This window comes from Furfurilactobacillus rossiae DSM 15814, from assembly GCF_000428925.1.
GTDB lineage: Bacteria > Bacillota > Bacilli > Lactobacillales > Lactobacillaceae > Furfurilactobacillus > Furfurilactobacillus rossiae.
The window spans coordinates 14,817-39,110 of record NZ_AUAW01000016.1 but is presented as its reverse complement, the minus strand read 5'-3'; the positions used below and the strand labels follow the sequence as shown (position 1 = coordinate 39,110).

18 protein-coding genes are annotated in these 24,294 nt (G+C 42.9%); 10 read left to right on the top strand and 8 right to left on the bottom strand.

Annotation, left to right across the window (positions count from 1 at the left end; all coding sequences use genetic code 11):
• The first annotated feature begins 137 nt into the window (after nucleotides 1-137).
• The 6 genes from G400_RS0109995 to G400_RS0109970 all read left to right on the top strand — a co-directional run bounded on the left by G400_RS0109995 (nucleotide 138) and on the right by G400_RS0109970 (nucleotide 7,150).
• Nucleotides 138-1,844, top strand: a complete 1,707-nt coding sequence (locus G400_RS0109995; protein ID WP_017261061.1) for a family 43 glycosylhydrolase — start codon at nucleotides 138-140, stop codon at nucleotides 1,842-1,844.
• A 1-nt stretch (nucleotide 1,845) separates the two neighbouring features.
• A complete protein-coding gene (locus G400_RS0109990; protein WP_017261060.1) occupies nucleotides 1,846-3,081 on the top strand; it encodes an MFS transporter in 1,236 nt (411 codons plus the stop codon).
• 169 nt (nucleotides 3,082-3,250) lie between these two features.
• A complete protein-coding gene (locus G400_RS0109985; RefSeq protein ID WP_017261059.1) occupies nucleotides 3,251-3,997 on the top strand; it encodes a DUF2087 domain-containing protein in 747 nt (248 codons plus the stop codon).
• 32 nt (nucleotides 3,998-4,029) lie between these two features.
• On the top strand, nucleotides 4,030-4,473 hold the full coding sequence (locus tag G400_RS15025; protein ID WP_017261058.1) for a DUF6530 family protein: 444 nt from the start codon (nucleotides 4,030-4,032) through the stop codon (nucleotides 4,471-4,473).
• A 37-nt stretch (nucleotides 4,474-4,510) separates the two neighbouring features.
• Nucleotides 4,511-6,742, top strand: coding sequence for an AAA family ATPase (locus G400_RS0109975; RefSeq protein ID WP_017261057.1), 2,232 nt, complete (start codon nucleotides 4,511-4,513; stop codon nucleotides 6,740-6,742).
• Nucleotides 6,743-6,787: 45 nt separating this feature from the next.
• Nucleotides 6,788-7,150, top strand: a complete 363-nt coding sequence (locus G400_RS0109970; protein WP_017261056.1) for a GIY-YIG nuclease family protein — start codon at nucleotides 6,788-6,790, stop codon at nucleotides 7,148-7,150.
• Nucleotides 7,151-7,290: 140 nt separating this feature from the next.
• On the opposite strand, the gene G400_RS0109965 is transcribed toward G400_RS0109970, so the two are convergent.
• The 5 genes from G400_RS0109965 to xylA all read right to left on the bottom strand — a co-directional run bounded on the left by G400_RS0109965 (nucleotide 7,291) and on the right by xylA (nucleotide 14,618).
• Nucleotides 7,291-9,330: a heavy metal translocating P-type ATPase gene (locus G400_RS0109965; protein ID WP_017261055.1), complete on the bottom strand. Its 2,040-nt coding sequence runs from the start codon at nucleotides 9,328-9,330 to the stop codon at nucleotides 7,291-7,293.
• A gap of 262 nt (nucleotides 9,331-9,592) precedes the next feature.
• Nucleotides 9,593-10,222, bottom strand: a complete 630-nt coding sequence (locus tag G400_RS0109960) for a sugar O-acetyltransferase (RefSeq protein ID WP_017261054.1) — start codon at nucleotides 10,220-10,222, stop codon at nucleotides 9,593-9,595.
• Nucleotides 10,223-10,371: 149 nt separating this feature from the next.
• A complete protein-coding gene (locus G400_RS0109955) occupies nucleotides 10,372-11,535 on the bottom strand; it encodes an ROK family protein (protein WP_017261053.1) in 1,164 nt (387 codons plus the stop codon).
• 105 nt (nucleotides 11,536-11,640) lie between these two features.
• Nucleotides 11,641-13,143 (bottom strand): xylulokinase, encoded by a 1,503-nt coding sequence (gene xylB, locus G400_RS0109950; RefSeq protein WP_017261052.1) that lies wholly within the window; start codon nucleotides 13,141-13,143, stop codon nucleotides 11,641-11,643.
• 134 nt (nucleotides 13,144-13,277) lie between these two features.
• On the bottom strand, nucleotides 13,278-14,618 hold the full coding sequence (gene xylA, locus G400_RS0109945; RefSeq protein WP_017261051.1) for a xylose isomerase: 1,341 nt from the start codon (nucleotides 14,616-14,618) through the stop codon (nucleotides 13,278-13,280).
• Nucleotides 14,619-14,991: 373 nt separating this feature from the next.
• Here xylA and G400_RS0109940 point away from each other — a divergent pair, with 373 nt between their 5' ends.
• From G400_RS0109940 to G400_RS0109925, 4 genes are all read left to right on the top strand, one after another.
• Nucleotides 14,992-16,401: a sugar porter family MFS transporter gene (locus G400_RS0109940; protein ID WP_263640339.1), complete on the top strand. Its 1,410-nt coding sequence runs from the start codon at nucleotides 14,992-14,994 to the stop codon at nucleotides 16,399-16,401.
• 134 nt (nucleotides 16,402-16,535) lie between these two features.
• The gene (locus tag G400_RS0109935) at nucleotides 16,536-17,996 is read left to right on the top strand and encodes an MFS transporter (protein ID WP_017261049.1); all 1,461 of its coding nucleotides are present in this window, start codon (nucleotides 16,536-16,538) and stop codon (nucleotides 17,994-17,996) included.
• Nucleotides 17,997-18,042: 46 nt separating this feature from the next.
• Nucleotides 18,043-19,671: a glycoside hydrolase family 43 protein gene (locus G400_RS0109930; RefSeq protein WP_017261048.1), complete on the top strand. Its 1,629-nt coding sequence runs from the start codon at nucleotides 18,043-18,045 to the stop codon at nucleotides 19,669-19,671.
• Nucleotides 19,672-19,764: 93 nt separating this feature from the next.
• Nucleotides 19,765-20,820 (top strand): aldose epimerase family protein, encoded by a 1,056-nt coding sequence (locus G400_RS0109925; protein WP_017261047.1) that lies wholly within the window; start codon nucleotides 19,765-19,767, stop codon nucleotides 20,818-20,820.
• 105 nt (nucleotides 20,821-20,925) lie between these two features.
• On the opposite strand, the gene G400_RS0109920 is transcribed toward G400_RS0109925, so the two are convergent.
• The 3 genes from G400_RS0109920 to G400_RS0109905 all read right to left on the bottom strand — a co-directional run bounded on the left by G400_RS0109920 (nucleotide 20,926) and on the right by G400_RS0109905 (nucleotide 24,060).
• Nucleotides 20,926-21,486, bottom strand: a complete 561-nt coding sequence (locus G400_RS0109920) for a hypothetical protein (protein ID WP_017261046.1) — start codon at nucleotides 21,484-21,486, stop codon at nucleotides 20,926-20,928.
• A 197-nt stretch (nucleotides 21,487-21,683) separates the two neighbouring features.
• The gene (locus G400_RS15020; protein WP_017261045.1) at nucleotides 21,684-23,114 is read right to left on the bottom strand and encodes an amino acid permease; all 1,431 of its coding nucleotides are present in this window, start codon (nucleotides 23,112-23,114) and stop codon (nucleotides 21,684-21,686) included.
• Nucleotides 23,115-23,475: 361 nt separating this feature from the next.
• Nucleotides 23,476-24,060: a TMEM175 family protein gene (locus G400_RS0109905; protein WP_017261043.1), complete on the bottom strand. Its 585-nt coding sequence runs from the start codon at nucleotides 24,058-24,060 to the stop codon at nucleotides 23,476-23,478.
• Between the last annotated feature and the right edge of the window lie 234 nt (nucleotides 24,061-24,294).

The following is a 24,294-nucleotide window of genomic DNA, read 5'->3' as shown; positions in this document are numbered from 1 at the left end:
CTTTTTTTACTTTTTAACGTTAGTTTCTCGACACAACTAATATTATACATTGATATGTATCCGCTTTCATAATAGTATTTGCCTGTTCTTAAGTAAAAGGACAATCATGACTTTTACGAAATGGGGTATAAATTTCTATGTCAATCATTCACAATCCAATTATTTCTGGTATGGCACCCGACCCATCAATCATTCGAGTCGGCGGAGACTATTATATTGCCACATCGACTTTCCACTGGAATCCAGCAATTCAGATATTTCATTCGACCAATTTAGCCAACTGGGGGCTCCTTACCCAGGTTTTAAAACACGATGAAGTTAACCTTCGTGGCACAAATACACCAGCTGGCATATGGGCCCCACACTTATCATTTGATAAAAAAACTAATAAATATTGGCTTGCCTATTCTCACATGCAAAACATGGCGGGGCGTGAATTCAACGCGGATTCCTTTGCAATGTGGGCGGACGATATTAAAGGCCCTTGGTCAAAGCCAATCTATCTCACGTCAATTGGCTTTGATCCATCTTTATTTCATGATCAAGACGGTCGCCATTATCTTTCCATTCTAGAATGGGAATCTAGAGTCGGATATCAAGCTCCCGGACATATCGTCATCGCGGAAGTTGACTTGAACAATGGCAACATTATTGGAGGCTGGCACTCAGTTACAACTGGCTTCACCACACGTGGTTGTGTTGAGGCTCCACAATTATATCGCCATAACGATTATTATTATTTGATGTTAGCTAGTGGTGGCACTGGTTATGCTCATGGAATTGAAATGGGGCGTTCTAAAAACATTTTTGGGCCTTATGAACCAAACCCAACTAATGAACCAATTCTAACTTCTTCCCCTCATCATCTATTTTCTCTCGGAGACCCTGACGCTGGTCATTTTGAAATGTACAATCCACTTTCAAAAATTCAAAAGGCAGGTCATGGTTCACTGGTTCAAACGCCAGAGGATGAATGGTACATCGCACATCTGATGTCTCGTCCATTGCCTAACACAAAACTGAATCCCTTGGGACGCGAAACCGGCCTTCAAAAAATGGTGTGGGATAGTCGAGGCTGGCTAACGATGGTCGATGGTTCAAATCTTGCAAAATCCACTGTCGAAAGTCCAAAAAGTGTTCAAATAGCTGAGCAAAAACCTGCTGATTCAGATGTTCAAGATGATTTCCATGAAGTAACGTTTGATAACCACTTTATGACACCATATCGAATGCAAGCTTCTTCATGGGTAAACACAGCAGAGTCGCCAAACCATCTTCGCATTTACGGTGGAAATTCTTTCTTTTCGCAAGTTAATCCATCAATCATGGCCACACGAGCGACTTCGTTAAATTATACCGTTCAAACATCCATTGAATTCCAACCACATCACTTCTCACAGAGTGCTGGATTGGGACTTTATTACGATGCTAATAATTGGTTATATGCCCGAATCTGTCCAAGTGAAAAAGAGGACTCACGTGTTCTAAGAATTCTTCAGGCAAAACTGGGCGAACGTCATGATTATAAATTCAGTGAAGTCTCCATACCCGAAGGTCCTTTACAGCTTAAACTTATTTATCATTCCGGCAACGTTTTATTTCAATATCAGTCTAACGGTTCAAAATGTTGGTCAACGATTCGCGAGGCATTTGATGCAACTTACCTGTCTGATGAAGGCGTCAATGGTGAACCCGGTGAAATTGGTGGCTTTACAGGGCTATTTAATTTTATTGGCGCCACTGATGCATTTCAGCATAAATCCTTTGCAGATTTTGAATACTACAAGGTAAGTAATCTCGATAACAGCATTATCGAAAGAATCATTGAAAAGGCGGACAAATAAAATGAAAAAAACAGTAATCCCTCTTAAACGTTTAATTCCTGGTTTAATCATTGGTCCTGCTAGTTGGTTAGGCCCGTACATTGTTATGAACAGCCTATTTTTGCCGGCATTAATTCAACACTTAAATGCGGCCAATAAGGTTAATCTAGTGGCCTTATTTTCTACATGCGGCATGATTGTGGCGGCAATTTCAAATATGATTGCCGGCGCTTTATCTGACCGGACTAAATCACGATTTGGAAAAAGAGCGCCGTGGATTCTTGGAGGCGCAACCGTCTTCATGCTATCAATGATTCTAGCTTCCTTTGCAACCAATATTCCGTATCTGTTGATTGCATGGATGATTGGACAATCTGCTTTGAACTTTATTGTAGCACCCATGGTGGCATGGCTAGATTTAGCACCAAAGGATGGTCGTGGTACAGCCTCTTCAGCCTACGGTGGATTAGGCATGGCGCTAGGAAATAATGGTTTTACCGTCATCGGGGCCTTATTCCTAAGTCAGTACAGATTAGGATTCATTCTCTTTGGGATTTTCACATTAATTGGCACTCTAATTGCTGTTCTCATTGTTCACGAACCCTCGAGTACTGAAGACGTGAAACATCAAGAAAAGAAAGGTAGCACATTTTCATTTAAAGAAATCACACAAATATTTCCTAAATGGGCCATTGGACGTGATTACTATTTGGCTTTAATTGGTAAACTTTTTCAAGGTGTTGGAAACTTCGCTATCACTGGTTACATTTTATACATCATGACTGACTTTCTTCATCGTGGTTCAAATACACAATCTTCGATTCAATTGATCAACACCATTATGTTGATTTTCGGTATTCTTATGGGTTTTGTTGCTGGTCCTATTTCGGATAAATTTAAAATTCTCAAATTTCCTGTAGCATTTTCCACTATATTTTTGGCATTAGGTGCCATTACCTTATTTTTGCTAAGAAACAACGTTGGAATTATTGTTTATGCCTTTTCAGCAGGTATCGGTATGGGTGTGTGGAACTCTTTGGATAATTTACTAAATTTAGAAGTTATTCCTGATCCCAATCGTGTAGCCTTCTTTCTTGGAGTCTATAACTTGGGCAATACGGTTACGCAGGCCATTGCTCCTGTCATTGCCGCGCTTGTCATTTCCTGGTTCGGATTTTCCGCCATCTTTATTGTGTCATTTATCTTTTCGCTAGTTGGAGGTATTTCCATGCTTTGCATTAAGTCTGTCAAGCGTTAACAAATTCAATTTATTCATCTATTAAACTCGTGTTAAAGCTGTCGAAATAACAGCGATTGCACGGGCTTTTTTTAAAGCACAATTTCAATAGTAAAACTCAATATAAAATAAAAGTGTTGACGAATACAGTAAACACATTTAATATACGTTTATTGATTGAGGTGATAATATGCTTTCAAATTACTCGCAACAAGAGTTGGAACAAGGTTGGCATCGTCAAGTAGATACTTTTTACTGTAACTACTGCGATGCCAAGTTTGAAGCCGACCAGGTTTATCAAATTAATGATCATTTTTTTGCTGCTGCAGCGGCAATTGAGCAACACATTCAAAACGTTCATCAAGGAAACGCTTACCAATTAATCCATGATGATTCAAAATACAATCAATTAACAGAGAAGCAACAAGCCTTACTAACTGAGTTTGCGACTGGTAAAAAAGATGCCGAGATTGCACGAGACATGAATGTTTCGGCTTCTACGATTCGCCATCAAAAATTTACGTTTCGAGAAAAAGCCAAACAAGCCAAGCAATATTTGGCTATGTACCACAATGTCTTTGAGATCAATCATGATCAATCTGACACCCTCATCCCCATTCCTGGTCACGTTGCCAGACCAGATGACCGATTCGCAATTACCAACGCTGAATGGCAGAACACTGTCGCTGAATATTTATCAGAAACGAATGGACAGCTGACCTTAAAGCGTTTGCCGCGTAAACAAAAGCGAATCGTGGTCGTTCTCGACCGCATCACACAAAGTTTGCCAACTGATGGTGAATGGGATGAGCTACAAATTACTGCAATTTTAAAGAAAATTAGCGATGACCCCGTAACGTTGCGCCGTTATCTCATTGAGTACGGCTTTATGGATCGTACCCGCGACGGCTCACGTTACTGGATTGTTAAGGACTGATTTTCCCGCTCAAATTAATCGAGGAAATTAACATGACTTACAAATCAATTTCAATCAACCCCAAGTTTGACCAAACTGATGGCCGTAGTACTGGCACCCATGCTGTTGATACAGCAACTTATGGTGACAAACTTGGTTCCCGCCCAACGACTGGCGAACTCATGGTGCAACTTAACCATGATGAATCACAAACCATTCCCGCAACGCGCATTTTAGATTTAGCGTTGCTGATTCTCAGCACCAACGCCTACTTTATGGAAGCCGCCTACAAAATGGACGATCTATACGACCCGGATCACCTTGCAATTATCAAACACGCGTTACAAGGAACTGGGTTCGAAATCAATGTTGATGCCGATAACGAAACCATTGCACACGATATCCAATTTTTCTATGACCAACTGCAAAGTGACGGAGAGTTGTACGGCGAACGTTACCGCCTGCTTGCCGGCGAATTAAAAAAATTGGGGTATTAAGAGCAGAGTGTTGCACAAAAATTAAGGAGTTAGAATCATGAGTACCACATTACAAAAACAGCGCACCGACTATTCCACCGTGGAACAAGCGATAATCTGGCAGAAACCGGCTTCTCACGTGACCAGTGAACAAGAACGGCGGATTGCCAATACCATCATCGCCACCTGGCAAATGCCGGAAATGCGCATTACAAATTTACTATTGGAAGGTGACGCTGGTTCCGGCAAAACGCAACTGGCAAAGGCCCTTTCCGCTGATTTACAACTGCCCTACACAAAAATTACCTGTTTTGCAGATATGGATAAATCCGATATTCTCGGTTCCCTGTTGCCTGTCTTGGACGAAGATTCCGAACTACAAACCATCTTTGATGAGAGTCAGTCACAAGCAGAAGTTATTTCACGTTTGGCCGACCGCTTGAAGTTGTCTGAGAAGGACGCCAAGGCCTATTTGCAACATTATCAAGATAGCCATCAATCCGTTAGCTATCGTTTTTATCCTTCCGAAATCGTTAAGGCCGTTCAAAACGGTTACTTGCTAGAAATCCAAGAACCGACTGTCATCCGTGACGCGTCCGTGTTGGTTGCGTTGAACTCGGTTTTGGAACCTAATGGAACGTTGGAAACCCTACAAGGTCGAATTCGACGACATCCTGACACGGTCGTGGTGTTAACAACTAACCGAAACTATCAAGGTAACCGACCACTAAACGAATCTCTGCGAGACCGGATGCAGTATTCCGAAAAGATGGACTTACCGACCATCCCGGTCATGGTTGCCCGCGCTTCCGCAAAAAGTGGTCTACATGACGAAAAATTGCTGACCGTGATGGCAAACATTATTCGTTTACTTGATGAAACGGCAAAGGCCAATGGTATTCACGGTGTCGCTGGAATGCGGAGTTACCTTTATTGGTCTGCCAGCACTGCTTTTACAGATATTCTTAAATCGTTTGATCAGATGGTTCTCTATAAAATCACCACTGATGAACTCGAAATTGAACTATTGAAACAGGCAATTGTGGATGCCGGACTTTGGGATCAACTCGTCAGTTTGGCCACCCAATCGGCTGTCAAACGAACCATTCCTGCTACTCATACACAACAAGACGTTAAGCCATCGGTCAGTGAACCGACCACACCTGCTGTTGCTGACCAGAATAAGCCTGACCGAGATTCAGAAGCTGATAAGCAACCCATCTCACCTGACAATGAAAAGTCGCTAGACACTAAGAGTGAAGATAATAATGTTCAACCAGACGGTGATAAAGTCACAGCCGAAGTTGTCAAACGTGACGCTAGCCTCGACGTAACCAGTATGATCGGTACCGAGCAACAAGAAGAAAGTTTTCACGAAGGCGAAACACTCTCGATGCCAGTGATCGATACCGATGCCGCCAAACAAACGCGAAAAGCGTTAAATCAATCAGCTCGCGAAAGTTTGAAAAATACCATTCATGCACGTGAAGGTCTTATCGTTCACGTTCCCAAGATCACGCCCGCCGACGTTAAACTAGCCAATGAAAAGCTACAATCCAACCACCTTATTACGGATCAACTAGTTCGACAAATGCGCGAAATCCTGCAGAATGAGCACGCTAGCGATGTCGCTAAGGGTAAAGTGTTTGGACAACAATTCGATGCTAGTAAAGTTGTTAATCAAGATTTCGGTTACTTCACAAAAAAGCGGACTCCTGATGAAGACCCCTCACTAGCAATTGCCATCCGCGTTGATCAATCTGCTTCAATGGTTGAGGATAACCGCATCAAGCATGAGCAAACAGCACTCTTCGCTCTCACCGCCTTCTGTCGAGATCTAAACATTCCGTTAACCATCAATGGTGATACGGCAGATGTTAGTGAACGTGAACGCACTTCCATCTATGCTTATAAAGAATTTAACGAAGATTATGACATCGCCTTGCTACGTTTGACGACCATCAAAGCGTTGAATAACAATCGTGATGGTAGCGCTCTCAAAATTCTGGCGGACAAACTTGCAGCACGAACTGAGCAAACAAAACTGCTGATCAATCTTAGCGACGGTCAACCCAAAGCAATGCCAAACTACACCGGTGACTTAGCTAAGGATGACTTACAACAGATCGTTCATGAAGCCGAAAGAGAAGGCATTGTTGTCCTTTCCGCTGCCCTGGGTGATGACGCTGCGACGTTGAAGGAAATTTATGGTAACCAACGTTTTCTCGACTTTACCGATCTCAACCAACTCGCTACCAATTTGGTGCACATCGTTATGAGATTCGTATGAGTGGATGCTGATACTAGTAGAAAACAAGTAACAAAGGAGGAACTAATGAATCCCAAACGAAAGCAAGAACTGTTGGATCAATATGCAAAAATTGAAATCGATTATGGTGTGATTCAACTGAAAAATAAAGCGAACGGTAAAATATACATTGCCGCTGTGCCCAACCTCAAAAATCGGTGGTCCTTTTACCAACAAAATTTAAACAATGGTAGCTTTCCCAATCCAGACTTGTTAGCCGATTGGCGAAAGTATGGTGCAGAAAACTTTGAGTTTAGCGAATTGTATCGAAAGGATGCCACCGACGTGTTAAACATGCGGTATACACTCAAAGAGCTTAAGAAAGAATGGCTGACAAAATTACAACCATTTGGCGACCACGGATATAACCAGCCCATGAAAGAATTGTAATCACACAAAAAGGTGAAATCTGACATTACGTTTACCAAACGTAGCGTTAGATTTCACCTTTTTGTGATTGTGCCGCTTTCCTTGATCACAGAGGTTGCCAGCCCGTTCCCTAAAACTAATTGCCCCTTGATCAAGGCACCTTAAATTTTCAACGTTTGCGCATTGATCGCCACGACCACCGTACTGAGCCCCATGAGCAACGCACCAACGGCTGGGCTAAGAATTATGCCAACAAATGCTAGAATGCCTGCGGCCAACGGAATGGCGAAGATGTTATAACCAGCCCCGAACCATAAGTTTTGGACCATCTTTCTTGTTGTGTTGTGTGCTAAATCGAGGAAATGCAAGATATCGGACGGATCGCTACGAACCAGCACGATATCGGCAGAATCAACGGCAACGTCCGTGCCAGCACCAATAGCAATACCAATATCTGCGCGAACCAGACTCGGTGCATCATTGACACCATCGCCCACCATTGCAACAACTAATCCTTGATCCTGATACTGTTTGACAATAACTTCCTTGTCTTCTGGCTTCAGTTCACCATGCACATCTTCGTCAGGAATTCCCAAACGTTTGGCAATCAATCCGGCGACCTGCTTGTTATCACCTGTCAGCATAACTGGACGAATGCCGCGAGCCTTCAAGCCATCGATCAAAGCTTTTGAGCTTTCCTTCAGTTGATCACCTTGAGCAACCCATCCTAACAAACGATTGTCGCTGATCAAGAAACTCACCGTGTTCCCCTGCAAAGACAATTCATTAAATTCGCTCTGATCGTAATCGATCTTGTTTTCATTCACAAAACGTTCGTTCACAATTGCAACATGATGACCCTGATAGTCGCCCTCAATCCCCGTTCCAGGCAAGTTATTGATATTGTTTACAGCGACACTCGCTTTGTGTCGGGCTTCGAGTTCCTTAATAATACCGACTGATAGGGGGTGGGATGAGCCGGTTTCTAGACCGCCCATGACTGCTAGAATACCATCAGCGTCATGGTCAGCTGTAAAGCTCTCAACGTCAGAAACGGCAAAGTTTCCCTCTGTCAACGTCCCCGTTTTATCCATCATCACTACGTTTAACCGCCTTGCATCCTCTAACGCCTGCCGTTTGCGCGTCAACAACCCGTTTTTGGCCCCAATGGATGTAGAGCGAGCAACAACCAACGGAATAGCGAGACCGAGAGCATGAGGACAAGCAATCACAAGAATGGTGACCATTCGTTCCAAAGCAAAATTAAAGTTCTTGTCGATGATCCACCAGAGGACAAACGCAATTAGGGCAACACCAACAGCCACATACACTAGCCACCCAGCTACACGATCAGCAACGCCTTCAGCGTTAGACTTTTCTTTCTGCGCATTATTGACCAACTGCATCACTTGGGACAGATATCCTGATTCTCCAGTCCCGGTAACCTTTACTTGGATAACGCCGGCACCATTTGTCGAGCCCCCAATAACCTCGTCACCAACGTCTTTCGTGACGTCACGTGCTTCGCCAGTGACCATCGCTTCATTAACCGACGTTTGACCATCGACAATCGTGCCATCAGTCGAAATATTCTCGCCAGCTTTAACTAGCACTGTTTGACCAACCTGAACTTCTGACAACGGCACGTCACTTGTGGTGCCATCTGTATTTGCTAGTGTTGCATCATTTGGTAACAGTGCGGCCATTTTCTGCAAAGCGTTACCTGCAGACATCACGGCATTCATTTCAATGACGTGCCCCAACAACATAATGTCGATCAGTGTGGCTAATTCCCAGAAGAAATCCATAACGTTTGTGCCACCGACAAACGTATTCATAATAAACGCATAAATGCTGTAGAAATAGGAAACGGAAATCCCGATGGCAATCAATGTCATCATCTCCGGATGACGATCCTTTAGTTCGGCACGTGCGCCACGAAGGAATGGTGCGCCACCGTAAAAATACATAAACGACGCTAGCATTACCAGTAACCATTCTGATCCAGGAAAAGCGAGTCCTGGATAGAAACGATTCAGCAATACGGGTGACAAAATTACAACCGGAATTGAGACAACTAATGACACCCAAAATTTTTGCGTAATGTTGCCCATATGCATCATTTCACCGCCGTGCTGCATCAGGTCACTGTCATTATTCATATCCATTGACGCATGACTATCCTTATTCATATTTTTCATGCGACTGCCTTCTCTCTTTTGATTCAACCGATCACGTGCTTGTTTAGCACAAAGATTGAGTATAAAACATTTCCATGCACCAATTATTTACGCTTAATCATAATCAGTTCGTGATATTCGCGCTAACAAAGGTGCCCAGCGAGAAACGGTCATCGTCATTTTTGAACTAACAAATCGTAAGTTTTCCGTTTTAATTCCATTTGAGGACATCAAAAGGCCAACCCAATTGCAGAGCCGGCCTCACCATCGAAATCATTAAATTTTAATCGTCCATCGCTGCACTAAACGGCCGTCCTAAAAACTCGCGTTTGTCTCGGCCATTCACTTTACGTAATACATGGCAAGGATTTCCGACTGCAACGACATTTGCTGGTAAATCACGAGTTACAACGCTGCCAGCACCGATAATCGTATTATCACCGACCGTCACACCAGGTAACACAATACTCTGGGCGCCTATCCAAACGTTATTGCCAATGTTAATCGGTAAAGCATATTGCAAAGCAGATGGCTTTTTGCGTAATTCTGGATCCACAATATGACCTGCCGTATACAAACCAACATTTGGTGCAATCAAAACATCATTACCAATATTAATCACATTAGAGTCTAGAAACGTGCAGCCCATATTTACCTTTAAATTGTCACCTGCCTTGATATTGACGCCATAATCGCAGTGAAACGGTGAATCAATGTAAAAATCTTTGCCAATACTCCCAAACAAATGACGAATAATCTGTTCTCGCGATTTCAAATCTGCGGAATCAGTGTCATTAAACGATTTCACTTCCCGACGTGTTTGTAACCTAATTTCCAATAACTCATCTGTCTGTCGAAAAACCTTACCTGCTAGCATCCTTTTACCAGCTTCCGGCCACACGACTTTTTCCATGATCTCTCTTCTTTCACATTGCATACTTTTTATTTTGACCATTTACGTTTAAAGAAAAAGACAATCATTCAGAAAATCACTGAATCATTGCCCTCTTATCAATCGAATTTAAAATGACGCATAAAAAATAAATAAATCAGGATCTAGCCTTACACAAACTTCAGTGCATAATCATCCATTTTAAGAACGCGATGCGTAATAAGAGAACATGCGCCAAGTAATGTTGCATGCTGTGAATCCTTTGCTAGCCGAATGCGGGTGCGATTCCGAGAAATTAGTTGATACTTCTGACGAATTTGTTCAAGCAATGACGGTAATTCGTCAATTAACGGTGAATTAATGAAGATTGCTTCTGGATCAAACTCACTGGCTACATTGAAAATAATTTTGGCAATGGCAGTCGTAAATTCATCCAGAATTTTCTTAATGTCTGCGTCATCACTACGAAATAGATCCACTAAGTCATCTCGTTGTAAACTTGGATCTTCTTTAACACCCTGAGCAAACCCAATAATGGCATCTTCAGAGCAGAAATCTTCCACTTTACGAAAATTGTCTAACATACCTACGTTTGCATCCATCATAATGCTTCGTCCAATTTCACCGGCCTCACCATTTAAGCCGCGGTAAAGCTGACTATCAATAATTATCCCGGCACCAATCCCTTTATGGATGCTGACTGTGATTGTATTTAGATACAGGCCTGCTTCATTGAAGTCACGCTCGTAAATAGCAGACAAATTGGCCTCGTTTTCCATCATAACTGGCACTTGAAATTCGCCAGTAAGACTTCGAACGATATTTTCATCCTTCATATCGATAAACGGTGCATGCACAACGTGTTCATCCAAAACAGTTCCAGAAACAGCTACTCCAATGCCTAGTAACCCGTGTAAGGTTCCCGGAATATTAATCTGCCGCACTTTTGCACGCATTGCATCAATGATCTGATGAATGTCCATCCCGACGATATCAAAATTGCGAAACGAAATAATGTCACCATTTAAGTAGTTAGTCATCATATGAAGATGACGGTACCCAATTTCAAAACTGACTGTATAACCCCAGTGAGCGTTCACCTGCGTAAAAATCGGTTTGCGACCACCGCTGCTAGTTGATTCGCCCTGGCCCAATTCCACCACCAAAGAGTTTTCTTTTAGCATGTTGTATAAGGTAGACACTGTTGATTTATTTAATTTAATTTTCTTAGAAACGTCAATCCGCGATATTGGTCCCTCATTAAAAATCTGTTGAAGAACCAATTTCTGATTCACACTGCGCATGACATCCTGATTTAAAACTTTGCTACTCACCTTCAACCCCACCTTATCAATTCTATGCAATTAGTATAATGCATAAAGACGGCGGTAAGTATGCATAAATAACAGGAGTGTTCCTAAATCGATACCATGTCGTCCCTAATTTTTGCGTCTAAACGCCAGCAAACGTGAGGACAGCTCTTTCGTTGACGGATAGATTGTTTGATAAATTTTGTGTAATTCTTTGTACTTTGCCACATTCTTTTCAATTGGATGATAGACAGTCCCAAAGTGAACGAACTGGGCAGCACAATCTTGAACAGTATCGAACCAGCCGAGACCAACAGCCGCTAACATGGCAGCACCCAATCCAGGTCCCTGTTCGTTTATTAAGCTAACCACATCAACATTGAAAATATCGGCTTGAATCTGTAGCCACAGTGGACTCTTGGCGCCCCCGCCAATTGAAACAACGGTATCAAACTGGCTGCCATTTTGTTCGAACAAATCTAAAATATCACGGAACGAGAACACGATTCCTTCCAACACAGAACGCACAAAGTCACTACGCGTTTGAGTACCGTCAATACCAACGAAACTCCCGCGAATATCTGCGTTAGCATATGGTGCGCGTTCACCAACAATATACGGCGTAAATAGCAATCCGTTTGCACCTACTGGTGATTCATTAGCTGAGGCCACAAATGCGCTAAAATCAGTATCTTTAGCGAACGTCTTTTTAAACCAGTTCAGACTGTATCCGGCTGCCAGTGTCACACCCATCGAATAATAGGCATTTGGAATGGCGTGATTCTCGAATTGAAGTGTGCCCTTATAATCAATGCTTGGATCTTCTTCATACTTCAGGACAACACCTGATGTACCAATACTGGACAGCACCATATTGGGGTGTAAGATGCCGGCACCCACTGCACCACAAGCGTTGTCTGCACCACCTGCAAACACTTTGGTATGGGTATCCAATCCAGAAAATTCTGCATAATTTGGCGTAATGTTACCAACATAGTCAATTGAGTCCATTAGTGGTGGGCAAATTGACTCAGGAATATCAAACATCTTGCAAATTCTGGTACTCCATTCATGATTCATCACGTCTTCAAGCACAGTTCCGGAAGCGTCTGAGTAATCCATTCCTAATTTTCCCGTCATCCGGTACCGAACGTAATCCTTAGGTAGCAAAAATGTTGCTGCCTTAGCGAAGGTTTCCGGTTCATTTTCCTTCACCCACAGTAACTTGGGTAAGGTAAAACCTTCCAGTGACTTGTTTTTGGTGATTTCAATGAAATCATCGCCCATTTTGGCGGAGATTTCTTCACACTGTTTAGTTGTTCGTGTGTCATTCCACAAAATAGCCGGTCGCAAAACTTGATTGTTAGCGTCAAGTAAAACAAGCCCGTGCATTTGCCCCGAATAGCTGATCCCGTCAATATCCGCAGCCGCAATGCCATCATTAAGAATCAAACGTACAATAGCGACCGTCGTTCCCATCACCCAATCTTCGGGGTTTTGTTCACTGTACCCAGGTTTAGGTTGGCTAAGTGGGTAATCGTAGCTCTGTTGGGCTTTAATCGTTCCCGTTTTATCAATGGCAGAAACCTTAACAGCACTAGTGCCGAGGTCCACACCCAATACATAACTCATAGTAAATCCTCCACAACACATACTTTTGGATAACAAGAAGTACGTTGTTTATTTTGACACAAACGACGGCATCACGGAGAACTTTCCGCAGTGCCGCCGTTTGATTACACCGGTGAAGCTTATTTGACTAACAATTATTTACCTAAAGTGTCAACGATGTAGTGGTTGATAGTGTCCTTAACTTGTTCAAGGTGATCTGAGTGCGTTGCAGCAATCAATTCAGATTGAGGCTTGTCAATGGCATATGCTTCAAGAGACTTAAAGTCAGCCTTGCCACTTTCGATTTCAGCACCAATACCAGACTTGTATGAGCTGTAACGTTCTGCCTTCAAGTTTTCCAAAACCTTGTCTTGGTACATCCGGTCAGCAACTAACAGACCAGCAGCAAAGCTGTCCATGCCGACGATGTGACCGTAGAACAAATCGTTTGGTTCGAATGATGAACGACGTGGTTTAGCATCGAAGTTCAAACCACCGCGAGGTCCGATACCCCCGTTCAAAAGAACTTCATACATAGCAGCAGTGGTCTCATACAAGTTTGATGGGTATTCATCAATGTCCCAGCCAATCAACTTGTCACCTTGGTTGGCATCCAATGACCCAAGCAAGCCAGCATCAACAGCAGTCTTGATTTCGTGTTGATAAGTGTGCCCAGCCAAGTTGGCATGGTTACCTTCAAGGTTCAACTTGAAGTCTTTATCCAAACCATATTCCTTCATAAATGCAATAGTTGTGGCTGCATCTGTGTCGTATTGGTGAGTCGTTGGTTCCTTTGGTTTTGGTTCAAGCAACATCTGAGCATCAAAACCAATTTCGTTAGCGTAGTCCTTAGCCATGTGGAAGAATTTAGCAGCGTGTTCCTGTTCCTTCTTCATATCAGTGTTCCAAAGTGATTCGTAACCTTCACGACCACCCCAGAAGACATAGTTTTCAGAACCAACCCGCTTACCAATTTCCAAGCTGTGCTTCAATTGGGCAGCTGAGTAAGCAAAGATGTCAGCGTATGGAGAAGTACCAGCACCTTCAACGAAACGAGGGTTTGTAAATAAGTTTGATGTGTTCCAAAGAACCTTCATACCGGATGTCTTTTGGTATTCAACAATCTTATCAACAACTTTGTCCAGATTCTTGTTTGTTTCACGCAACGTGTTACCTTCTGGAGCAAGGTCACGATCATGGAAACATAGGAAGTCAACGCCTAACTTGTCATAAAATTCGAACGCTGCATCAACTTTGGCCAAGGCTTGGTCCATTGGGTCAGTGTACTTGTCGTAAGGACGTTGGGCAGTCCCATCACCAAATGGGTCAACTAAGCGTTGATCAAATGTGTGCCAGTAGGCTACAGAAAACCGTAACCAGTCGCGCATCTTTTTGCCGGCAACCACTTTGTCTGGTTGGTAATAGTGGAAACCTAAACCTGATTTCAAATCGCTAGTACCAACATAAGGTACTTTATCAACATTCCAATAAGCCATGAATGAATTCCTCCAAATGAATTTGTTTGAGATAGTTTTTGCTAACAACCAACTTACGATTTGAATCATAGCTCCTCAATTTTGAAAATGCAAGCCCTTTCACGAAACTTTTTAAAGTGATATTTGTTAAGTAAAACATTTTATCAAATTGTTTTCCTTATAAAGGCCGCCAATTCCGTCACAATCCCACAAATTCAAATATAGCAAGGATCACTGTAGTTCATAAAAACAACATGCACTTTTTTCACAATATTTTTGGAAAGCGCTTGCAATTATTGTCAATCGAATTTATACTCTGCACTGTTAGTTGTTTAAGAACACTAACTCAAATCTTCTAACTAATAATCAACTTACAAACTTTCAAAACATATTAATTAGGAGAAATAACATGAGAAAAGTATCAACAGGCTTCGTCTATTTTTTCGGAGCACTTGGTGGTTTGCTCTTTGGTTATGATACTGGGGTTATCTCAGGTGCCATTCTATTTATTCAACGGCAACTGCACCTCGGTTCATGGCAACAAGGGTGGGTCGTTAGTGCCGTTCTGTTAGGTGCCGTTCTTGGTGCCGCTATTATTGGGCCAATGTCCGATCGTTTTGGCCGTCGCAAACTGGTTTTGCTCTCATCAATTATCTTTTTTGTCGGGGCATTAGGATCTGCATTTTCCCCAGAGTTTTGGACATTAATTCTTTCTCGGATCATTTTAGGAATGGGTGTCGGTGCCGCATCAGCCTTAATCCCTACTTACTTAGCTGAATTAGCACCTGCTGACAAACGTGGTACTGTTTCAAGCCTCTTCCAGTTGATGGTTATGACTGGGATTTTGCTAGCCTACATCACTAACTACAGTTTCTCTGGCTTCTATACTGGTTGGCGCTGGATGCTTGGTTTTGCTGCCCTCCCAGCTGCTATTTTATTCTTAGGTGGTTTGTTACTGCCTGAAAGTCCTCGTTTCTTAGTTAAGAACGGTGACTTAGAAACTGCGACCGCCGTTCTGAATCAAATGAACCATAACGACCAGGATGCTGTCTCTAAAGAACTCGCTCAGATCAAACAACAAGCCGCTATCAAGAGTGGTGGTTGGCACGAGTTATTTGGCAAAACAGTGCGTCCAGCCTTAGTCATTGGTGTTGGATTAGCTATTTTCCAACAAGTTATGGGTTGTAACACCGTGCTCTACTATGCGCCAACTATTTTCACCGACGTTGGTTTTGGTGTTTCGGCCGCTTTACTTGCTCACATTGGAATCGGAATTTTCAACGTTATCGTTACTGCTATTGCGGTCGCCATTATGGATAAGATTGACCGTAAAAAGATGCTAATTGGCGGTGGTATCGGGATGGGTGTCTCATTGCTCGTTATGAGCGTTGCAATGAAATTCTCACATGGATCATTTGCCGCCGCTATCGTCTGTGTTCTTGCATTAACTATCTACATTGCTTTCTTCTCCGCCACTTGGGGCCCAGTTATGTGGGTCATGATTGGTGAAGTCTTCCCATTAAACATTCGTGGTTTAGGAAACTCCTTCAGTAGTGTCATTAACTGGGGCGCCAACATGATTGTTTCACTTACTTTCCCCCCATTGCTTAACTTCTTCGGCACTGGGAGTCTGTTCCTAGGTTACATGGCACTTTGTTTCGTTGCTATCTGGTTTGTTCACAGCAAAGTCTTCGAAACACGTAATCGTTCACTTGAAGAAATTGAAGCAACATTGCGTTCACGCGCTGGTGAAACTGAAACAGCAGCCACTGACACAACAAATAATTCAAATACAGAAAATTAATAACGTAAGGCCGTGATATGAATAGTCCAAAATGCAACCTACATTGATAAATGTATCGTTAATTTTTCCAAAGAGATCCCTGCTCCCTTTGCCGTCTGTTTATGTTACGGCCTTTCGTAATGGAGGATACACGAATGGATACACAAAATAAGGAGAACTCGCATGACAATGAGTTTGCGAAGCTTTCCTGGCGTGAGCGCATCAGCTATGGTGCTGGTGACTTAGCGCAAAACTTAATTTTCGGAACGGTCGGTTCCATGTTGCTGTTCTACTTAACAACTGTTTACGGTATTTCTGCTGCCGTCGGTGCAACAATTTTCCTGGTCGTTCGTTGGGTTAATGTCTTTTGGGATCCTTGGGTCGGCGCTTTCGTCGACAAACGTAATCCGAAGCTTGGTAAATACCGTCCCTACCTTATCTACTTTGGCATTCCACTAACTATTTTGGCAGCGCTTTTATTCCTGCCTATCCCTTCTCTACGAGGAAACATCCCCTACGCGTTTATTTCCTACTTAGCAACGGCGTTAGTTTACTCGTTTGTTAACATCCCCTATGGCGCGCTGAACGCATCATTGACACGGGACAATCAAGAAGTTTCAACCTTGACGACAGTCCGGATGACAGAAGCTAACATTGGTAACCTGTTGGTTTACACTTTCCTGCCGCTCTTTGTTCAACTCGCCTCTCCTAATCCACAATCTAAGGATATCGGATTCTTCGGCATTCACATGAACTTAGGTAACTATGCCGCCGCTGGTGCCGGCCCCGCCTACTTTAAAGTAATGAGTATTTACATGGTGATTGGGTTCGTTCTGTTGATGTGTACTTTCTTTGGGATTAAGGAACGGGTCCTGCCCACAAAAAAAGAAACTGCATCCGTTAAATATTCAGATTTGTTTGCTGAAATCAAACGTAACAAACCCTTGCAGATTCTTGGTTTATTCTTCCTGATCGGTTTTACATTCATGTTCTTTGGCAATACTGTATGGCCATTTTACATGCAGTACAACATTGGTCACCCAGAATGGATGGCATCTATTAACCTAATCGGATCAATTCCTGGTATTTTCCTTGTCTTCCTATGGCCAATCGTTCGTAAACACATTGGTAAGAAACAGTTCTTCTACCTCTTCTTAACCTTGTTCATCATTGGTCAATTAATTCTGTGGGTATGGAGTTTTCCAGCATTTAAGAACGCTGTCTTATTAGGTTATGTAGGTCGTTTCTTGATGCAATGGGGCATTACTGCCGCCACTGGTTATATGTGGTCATTAGTTCCAGAAGTTGTCTCATATGGTGAATATACGTCACACAAACGGGTTGCCGGCATTATCAACGCAATCATGGGACTATTCTTCAAAATCGGTTTAGCCCTCGGTGGTATTATCCCCGGCTATATCAACGCATTTACTAACTTTAACGGAAAGCATGCCACCCAAAGTGCTTCCGCATTAACTGGGATTCAATGGTCGATGATTTGGTTACCAATTATCTTGGCCGTCGTTGCAATGTGGATTATGAGCAAATATCCATTATCAGATCCTGAAGTTGAAAAAATCAATAAAGAGATTGATGCGTTGCATCACCAAAACTAATCCGAATTAAACATTAGTATTTAAAAAATAAAGGAGCAAAATCATCATGAAAATTCAAAATCCTGTACTGCCTGGCTTTAATGCCGATCCTAGCATGATTCGTGTCGGTGATACGTACTATATTGCCAATTCAACGTTTGAATGGTTTCCTGGTGTTCGTTTGCACGAATCTAAAGACATGGTGCACTGGAACTTATTGCCATCGCCTTTATCCACAACAACTTTGTTGGATATGAAAGGCAATCCTGCCTCAGGTGGTATTTGGGCACCAGATCTATCATATGCCGATGGCAAATTCTGGCTCATCTATACAGATGTAAAAATCACTGAAGGTGCCTTCAAGGATATGACCAATTATCTCACCACTGCGACAGATATCCGTGGACCATGGACTGATCCAATCAAGGTTAATGGTGTTGGCTTTGATGCATCCCTATTCCACGACAAAAATGGTCGAAAATATCTGGTTCAACAAACATGGGATCACCGCGAATACCGTCATCCATTTAACGGTATCACCCTGACAGAATTTGATACTTCAACAATGAAACTCATGCCTAAAACGGCTCGTACCATCTATCGTGGCACTGATGTGAAATTGGTCGAAGGTCCACACCTCTACAACATCGACAACCAATATTATCTGTTTGCAGCTCAAGGCGGAACTGTCTTCACCCATGAAGAAGTTGTTGCCCGGTCTCAAACACTCGATGCGGATAGCTTTGAATCTGAACCAGATGGCCCATTCATTACTAACTTTGATACACCAGACTTTTATCTACAGAAACAAGGTCACGGTGCTCTTGTAAACACACCAAGTGGTGAATGGTACTACGCATCATTAGTATCCCGTCCTTGGAACCATAAAAATGAATCTAGTCACGACCCACGCGGGTGGAGCACATTAGGTCGCGAAACTTCTATTCAACAAGTTTCATGGGATGAAAATGGCTGGCCACGAGTCGTTGGCGGACATGGTGGCCAAGTTGAAGTCAATGCTCCAAAAGATGCCATTCCAACCGAAGCACCCGCTGACAACTCACAACATGATGACTTCTCAAGTGAGAAGCTTGACTTAAACTGGAACACGCTGCGGATTCCATTCGACGCCAATATGGGTACTGTCGGCGATGGCAAACTCACCTTAATTGGCCATGATTCACTAGCCAGTGATTTCAATGTGTCAATGATTGCCCGTCGTTGGCAAGCGTTTAACTTCAACGCTCAGGTAAAAGTGACGTTTGATCCATTCACTTACCAGCAGATGGCTGGTTTAACTAATTTCTACAATGATAACCACTGGTCATGGGTATTCGTGACCCTCGACGATCAGAAGCGACGTGTTATTGAAGTTGCTGAAAATAACCGTGACACGTACACCTCTTATCTTAAGGATGATGCCATCGTAATTCCTGAAGGCACAGAAGCTGTTTGGTTCCGTACTCAGGTTCGTAAAGACCATTACAGTTACGACTACTCATTTGACGGCACGACTTGGCATAACATTCCTGTTGAGTTAGACGCTGCTGTATTATCAGATGACTATGTTCTTCAAACTTATGGTGGTTTCTTCACTGGTGCATTCGTTGGACTCGCTGCTGTCGATTATGCTGGCTATGAACAACCAGCGACATTCAATGACTTCGATTACAAAGAATTGCCAGAAACAAAATAATGAAATACACGAAGGGGCCAACCATCACGTTCAATGAGGATAATGGCCTCTTTTGTGCATTATCAATAAATACACTAAAAAGAGGACTGCAATATGACACAATCTACAAAAGCACTGCTTACTGATTTTGATAACTGTCGTGGTCAACGTGTTCAAAAGTTGTCACTCACAAATAGTCACGGTGTAACTCTGTCAGTCTTAACGTTAGGCGCTACTTTATATGAAATCAACGTTCCGGATGCTGAAGGCCAGCCACATAATCTGGTTTTAAACTACCCACACAGTGAAGACTATCTAGCCAATCCATTTTACGTTTGCATGGCGATTGGGCGCACAGCGGGTCGAATCTCAAAAGGACAATTTTCAATCAATGGTCGTCCTGTCACAGTACCAACCAACGAGGGCCATAACACATTACATGGAGGACCTCATGGTTTTAATACGGTCATTTGGGATGGTCAATTTGACTACTCTGGCAAAACCCCTACCATTGCCATGCATCATAAGTTCACCTCTCAAGACGACGGTTTCCCTGGAGATTCAGATGTCACAATTCATTACGCACTAACGGATGACAACCGTGTCAAAATAAGCTTCACTGGTCAATCTGATCAATTTACACCGTTCAATCCAACTGTCCACACCTATTTCAATCTTGGTGATCAAAATTCGATTGAAGCACATGTTCTTCAAATCAACAGTACTCAGCGATTAGTTTTAAACTCTGAAAAACTCCCAACCGGTGAATTTGAGGAATTAACCAACACACCTTATGATTTTGAAAGACCAACGCCTCTTAAGGCGGCAATCAATGGTCTTCAGTCAATCCCTGAACGTGGACTGGATGATGTCTACAAAGTGGAACCAACGCGGAACGAACAAGTCATTGCGACATTGACAGATCCTAAAACCCACCGATCAGTAACCCTTCATTCAGCAAGAAACGGCTTAGTTGTCTTTACCGCCAATAGTTTTACTCATGACAATATGAACTTCAAACGAACAGGCGGGTATGGCAGTCCTTATCTTGGCGTTGCTCTGGAAGCTCAGGCACTGCCAGACAGCATGAACCACCCACAGTTTGGCGCCGTGATGCTGACACCAGGAAAACCGCAGACGCACGAAATCACTTATCAATTGTCTTTCTAAGATTAGTGTTTTAAACAATTTAGACCATCAGAACATAAAACGCACACCGAGCATCCTATAACGGGAAAACTTCAGTGCGCGTTTCTTCATATACATTTCAATTGATCAGTCAGTCGCTTCAATCTTACCAACTGCAATCGGTAAGGTAACATGTGCATCGTAAGGGCCGACCACACCAGCAACTGTGTCAGGCAGTTCAAGGCTCTCCGGCACACCATGAACATAAACAACCCGCTTGTCTAGCTGTAAGTCAGTCGTTCCAAACGCCGATTTAAACTGTTGTTGCAATTCGTCAAGCGGAACCGTCTTTTCGTAAACAAAGTGACCATCACCATCTGATACAGGATATGTATCGTTTGGAATTGACATCCTTTCAGGTGCAGCATCAAACGGCACCATTGTTGTCCCAGATACTGGTTCCGTCTCAGGTAAATCTACAAAGCCATCACCATTGGCATCCTGTGCCATCGTCGCAATGGCGGCTACCTTGCCTTCTGGGAAGCCGTGGAAATGTTCCCAATGTTGTGTATTTGCGGGTGTATCAAACATTTCAATTTTGATTGTTAACGTGCTTTCATCCTCAGTAAATTCAGCAGTTCCATGAGGATTGGAACCTATCTTAGCCGCGTTTAATGACACAATTTTTGCTTCGTAATGTTTTGACATGTTTATCCGTCCTCCGATAATAATTGTGGTTTGCTAGAACACCCTTATTATTAGAATAATTTGTGCACAATTAAATTGATCCATATCAAGAAAAACGGTTTTTATAAAAAATGTATCTGCCAATTATAAAAACTGGCAGATACAGTGATTCATTGGATTAATAACTTTTTCAAGTAAACATTTCAGCTGAGCGCCGGTTAATCCTTTTTTTCATATGATTCATGTTTGTACTCACCAGGTTCGGGCGTCGCCTTCCCAGACCAGCGGCGGACGAAGAACAGTAGACTGAGCAAACCCAGAACACCGAAACCAATGCTGACTGAAATGCGAGTATCTGGATTGATGAACATAAAGATTACCACTAAAATCAGAGCGAAAATCGTAAAGTAGTTTGAATATGGATACCATGGCATTTTAAACGGATGAGTTTTCATCACATCAGGATTTGCGTGACGGAATCGTAACTCTGACAATAAGATTACAAACCACGGCACCATCCCTGGTAACACACTTGAACTATAAACCAAAACGAAGATGTTAGCCGTCGCATGATTCACAACGGACAATAATGTATTCAAAATCAGGCCAATCAGGATCCCAGCGGAAATGCACAGAGTTGCGCGTAATGGCACCTGACGACGTGATAGTTTGCCCAGACCGCGATACGTTTCACCATCGCGCGCGAGTTTGTACAACATCCGACTGGAGCTGTAAATCCCTGAGTTGGCACCAGACATCGCCGCCGTCAGCACAACAAAGTTAATAATCCCGGCTGCCCCAGCAATTCCAACCTTAGAGAACGTTTCAACAAACGGTGATCCCAATGCAGCCAAGTGATTCCACGGATAAATCGTCACGATGACGAAGATTGCACCAATATAGAAAATCAGAATCCGCCAAACAATCGACTTAACAGAGGATACGATAGCTTTTTGCGGATCGGCGGCCTCCCCAGCAGTAATCCCCAGCACTTCAATACCTTGATACGAGCCGATAATTACGGACATGGCAAAAATGAAGCCGCGAATACCACCAGTAAAGAACCCACCATGAGACCACAGATTGCTTAAGCCTAATGGATGCCAATGATTACCTAAACCGGCGAAGATAACCAGCACGCCCAAAACGATCATTAAAACGATCGTGACCACTTTAATCATCGCAAAGTAAAATTCCAATGTGCCATACGCGCGTGCGGATGCTAAGTTTGCCAACGTCAAAAGAACAATCACAACTACCCCGGCAATCCAATCAGGCAGGTTCGGCCACCAGTAATGCAAGTATTGACCGACCGCGATCACTTCACTAATTCCGACCACTATGTACTGAAAGACATTGCTCCACTTGGTCAAATAGCCAGCCAACGGGTGAATATAATTCGTCGCGTAGTCTGCAAACGAGCCGGTCGTGGGATTCACATAGATCATTTCACCTAATGCACGCATGACTAGGTATAACAGCAGTCCAACGAATGCGTATGCAAACACAACGGACGGTCCAGTCCATTTAATAGTTGACGTTGATCCCAAAAACAACCCAACACCGATGGTTCCCCCAAGGGCAATCATCTGCATTTGATTCGACGATAACGATCGTTTTAACTCACCTTTTGGCTCTGACTCACTCATATGGATTTCCTCCTGATTTGGTCGAACTTTTACCGTGTTACAGCACCACTCTAATAAAAAAGGCCAGCCGCGATGTCCTTTGACAGACACCTTGGCTGGCCACTTTTGCGATAATGAACAACTACCACAAAAGCCCCAGCCACGTCATTGTGGTTGAGGTTGTGGTAGTTGTGTTGAGGTTGGCGCCATTAACTTGTTTTAAGTTTAAATATTTCATTTTTAACGCCTCCTCATCGTTTTTTCCTTGATTTGTAAGTTACCACTCATAACTAAACATTGCAACTGAAAATTCTTAACAACCAGTGTCAAGACGTCGTTTAACCACTAGAAAATAAGTAGCATTTCGTCCATTTCCATATGTTTAAGCTGATAACTGCCGACTTCGATGACGGTTGGAAATAATCTGGATGATCACTGTCATAATCGGCGTCAACATGCCAATCTCTGGAATCACAAAGATCAGTGCAGTCGCCACAACTGTCCAAACGATATTACTCGTCAACATCACGCTACCAGCCTGCCGTTTGATAAATTCTTTCATTTCCGGCACGTCTTGGTTCTCACGAATAATGAGAAACGACATTAACTGAGCTGAAAGTAGCCATAATAAAGCCACCATTAAGTAGACGAGCTCTGCACCCCAGTAACTTGGAAAACGGCCAACGAACGCCGTGGTCACTGGTAGAAAAGAGAGCACGAATAACCACACACAAACGCCAATGAAACCACCAAGTTTGACCCGTTTGATTGCCAAAAACATCCCGTGCTGTACATACCAGCTGAACATGACCAAAATGAACGTCATCAAGTATGAAAACGCCATCCGCCACTCACTGAAAATTTTTTTTAAACTTGGCTCATTTGGCACCTTAATTTCCAAAATCAATACTGTTAATACAATCGCAATAATGGCATCAATAAATGCTTCAACCCGACTTTTGTTCATATGGTCATCCCCCAAGATAAGTTAATCATAAGCGTTTTACCCGAGTTAAACACGAATAAACATGCAGACATCACTGATTTCTTTTCAGTGATCGTCTACAATCACACAAAAATTCACAGCTGATTTTAGTTATATTTTCAAAGCACACTAAGGTGAATTCCCCGTACATTATCGGTTTGTTCGCAAACATCACGCCGTCGATACAATTGTTTGCTTTTCCATACTTTATTAAGT

Coding starts and splice junctions, on each gene's coding strand:
- G400_RS0109970 (WP_017261056.1), top strand. CDS start 6,788: ATGAATCCCAAACGAAAGCAAGAACTGTTGGATCAATATGCAAAAATT.
- G400_RS15025 (WP_017261058.1), top strand. CDS start 4,030: ATGACTTACAAATCAATTTCAATCAACCCCAAGTTTGACCAAACTGAT.
- G400_RS0109920 (WP_017261046.1), bottom strand. CDS start 21,486: ATGTCAAAACATTACGAAGCAAAAATTGTGTCATTAAACGCGGCTAAG.
- G400_RS0109930 (WP_017261048.1), top strand. CDS start 18,043: ATGAAAATTCAAAATCCTGTACTGCCTGGCTTTAATGCCGATCCTAGC.
- G400_RS0109960 (WP_017261054.1), bottom strand. CDS start 10,222: ATGGAAAAAGTCGTGTGGCCGGAAGCTGGTAAAAGGATGCTAGCAGGT.
- G400_RS0109995 (WP_017261061.1), top strand. CDS start 138: ATGTCAATCATTCACAATCCAATTATTTCTGGTATGGCACCCGACCCA.
- G400_RS15020 (WP_017261045.1), bottom strand. CDS start 23,114: ATGAGTGAGTCAGAGCCAAAAGGTGAGTTAAAACGATCGTTATCGTCG.
- G400_RS0109975 (WP_017261057.1), top strand. CDS start 4,511: ATGAGTACCACATTACAAAAACAGCGCACCGACTATTCCACCGTGGAA.
- xylB (WP_017261052.1), bottom strand. CDS start 13,143: ATGAGTTATGTATTGGGTGTGGACCTCGGCACTAGTGCTGTTAAGGTT.
- G400_RS0109935 (WP_017261049.1), top strand. CDS start 16,536: ATGGATACACAAAATAAGGAGAACTCGCATGACAATGAGTTTGCGAAG.
- G400_RS0109965 (WP_017261055.1), bottom strand. CDS start 9,330: ATGAAAAATATGAATAAGGATAGTCATGCGTCAATGGATATGAATAAT.
- G400_RS0109985 (WP_017261059.1), top strand. CDS start 3,251: ATGCTTTCAAATTACTCGCAACAAGAGTTGGAACAAGGTTGGCATCGT.
- G400_RS0109905 (WP_017261043.1), bottom strand. CDS start 24,060: ATGAACAAAAGTCGGGTTGAAGCATTTATTGATGCCATTATTGCGATT.
- G400_RS0109925 (WP_017261047.1), top strand. CDS start 19,765: ATGACACAATCTACAAAAGCACTGCTTACTGATTTTGATAACTGTCGT.
- G400_RS0109990 (WP_017261060.1), top strand. CDS start 1,846: ATGAAAAAAACAGTAATCCCTCTTAAACGTTTAATTCCTGGTTTAATC.
- xylA (WP_017261051.1), bottom strand. CDS start 14,618: ATGGCTTATTGGAATGTTGATAAAGTACCTTATGTTGGTACTAGCGAT.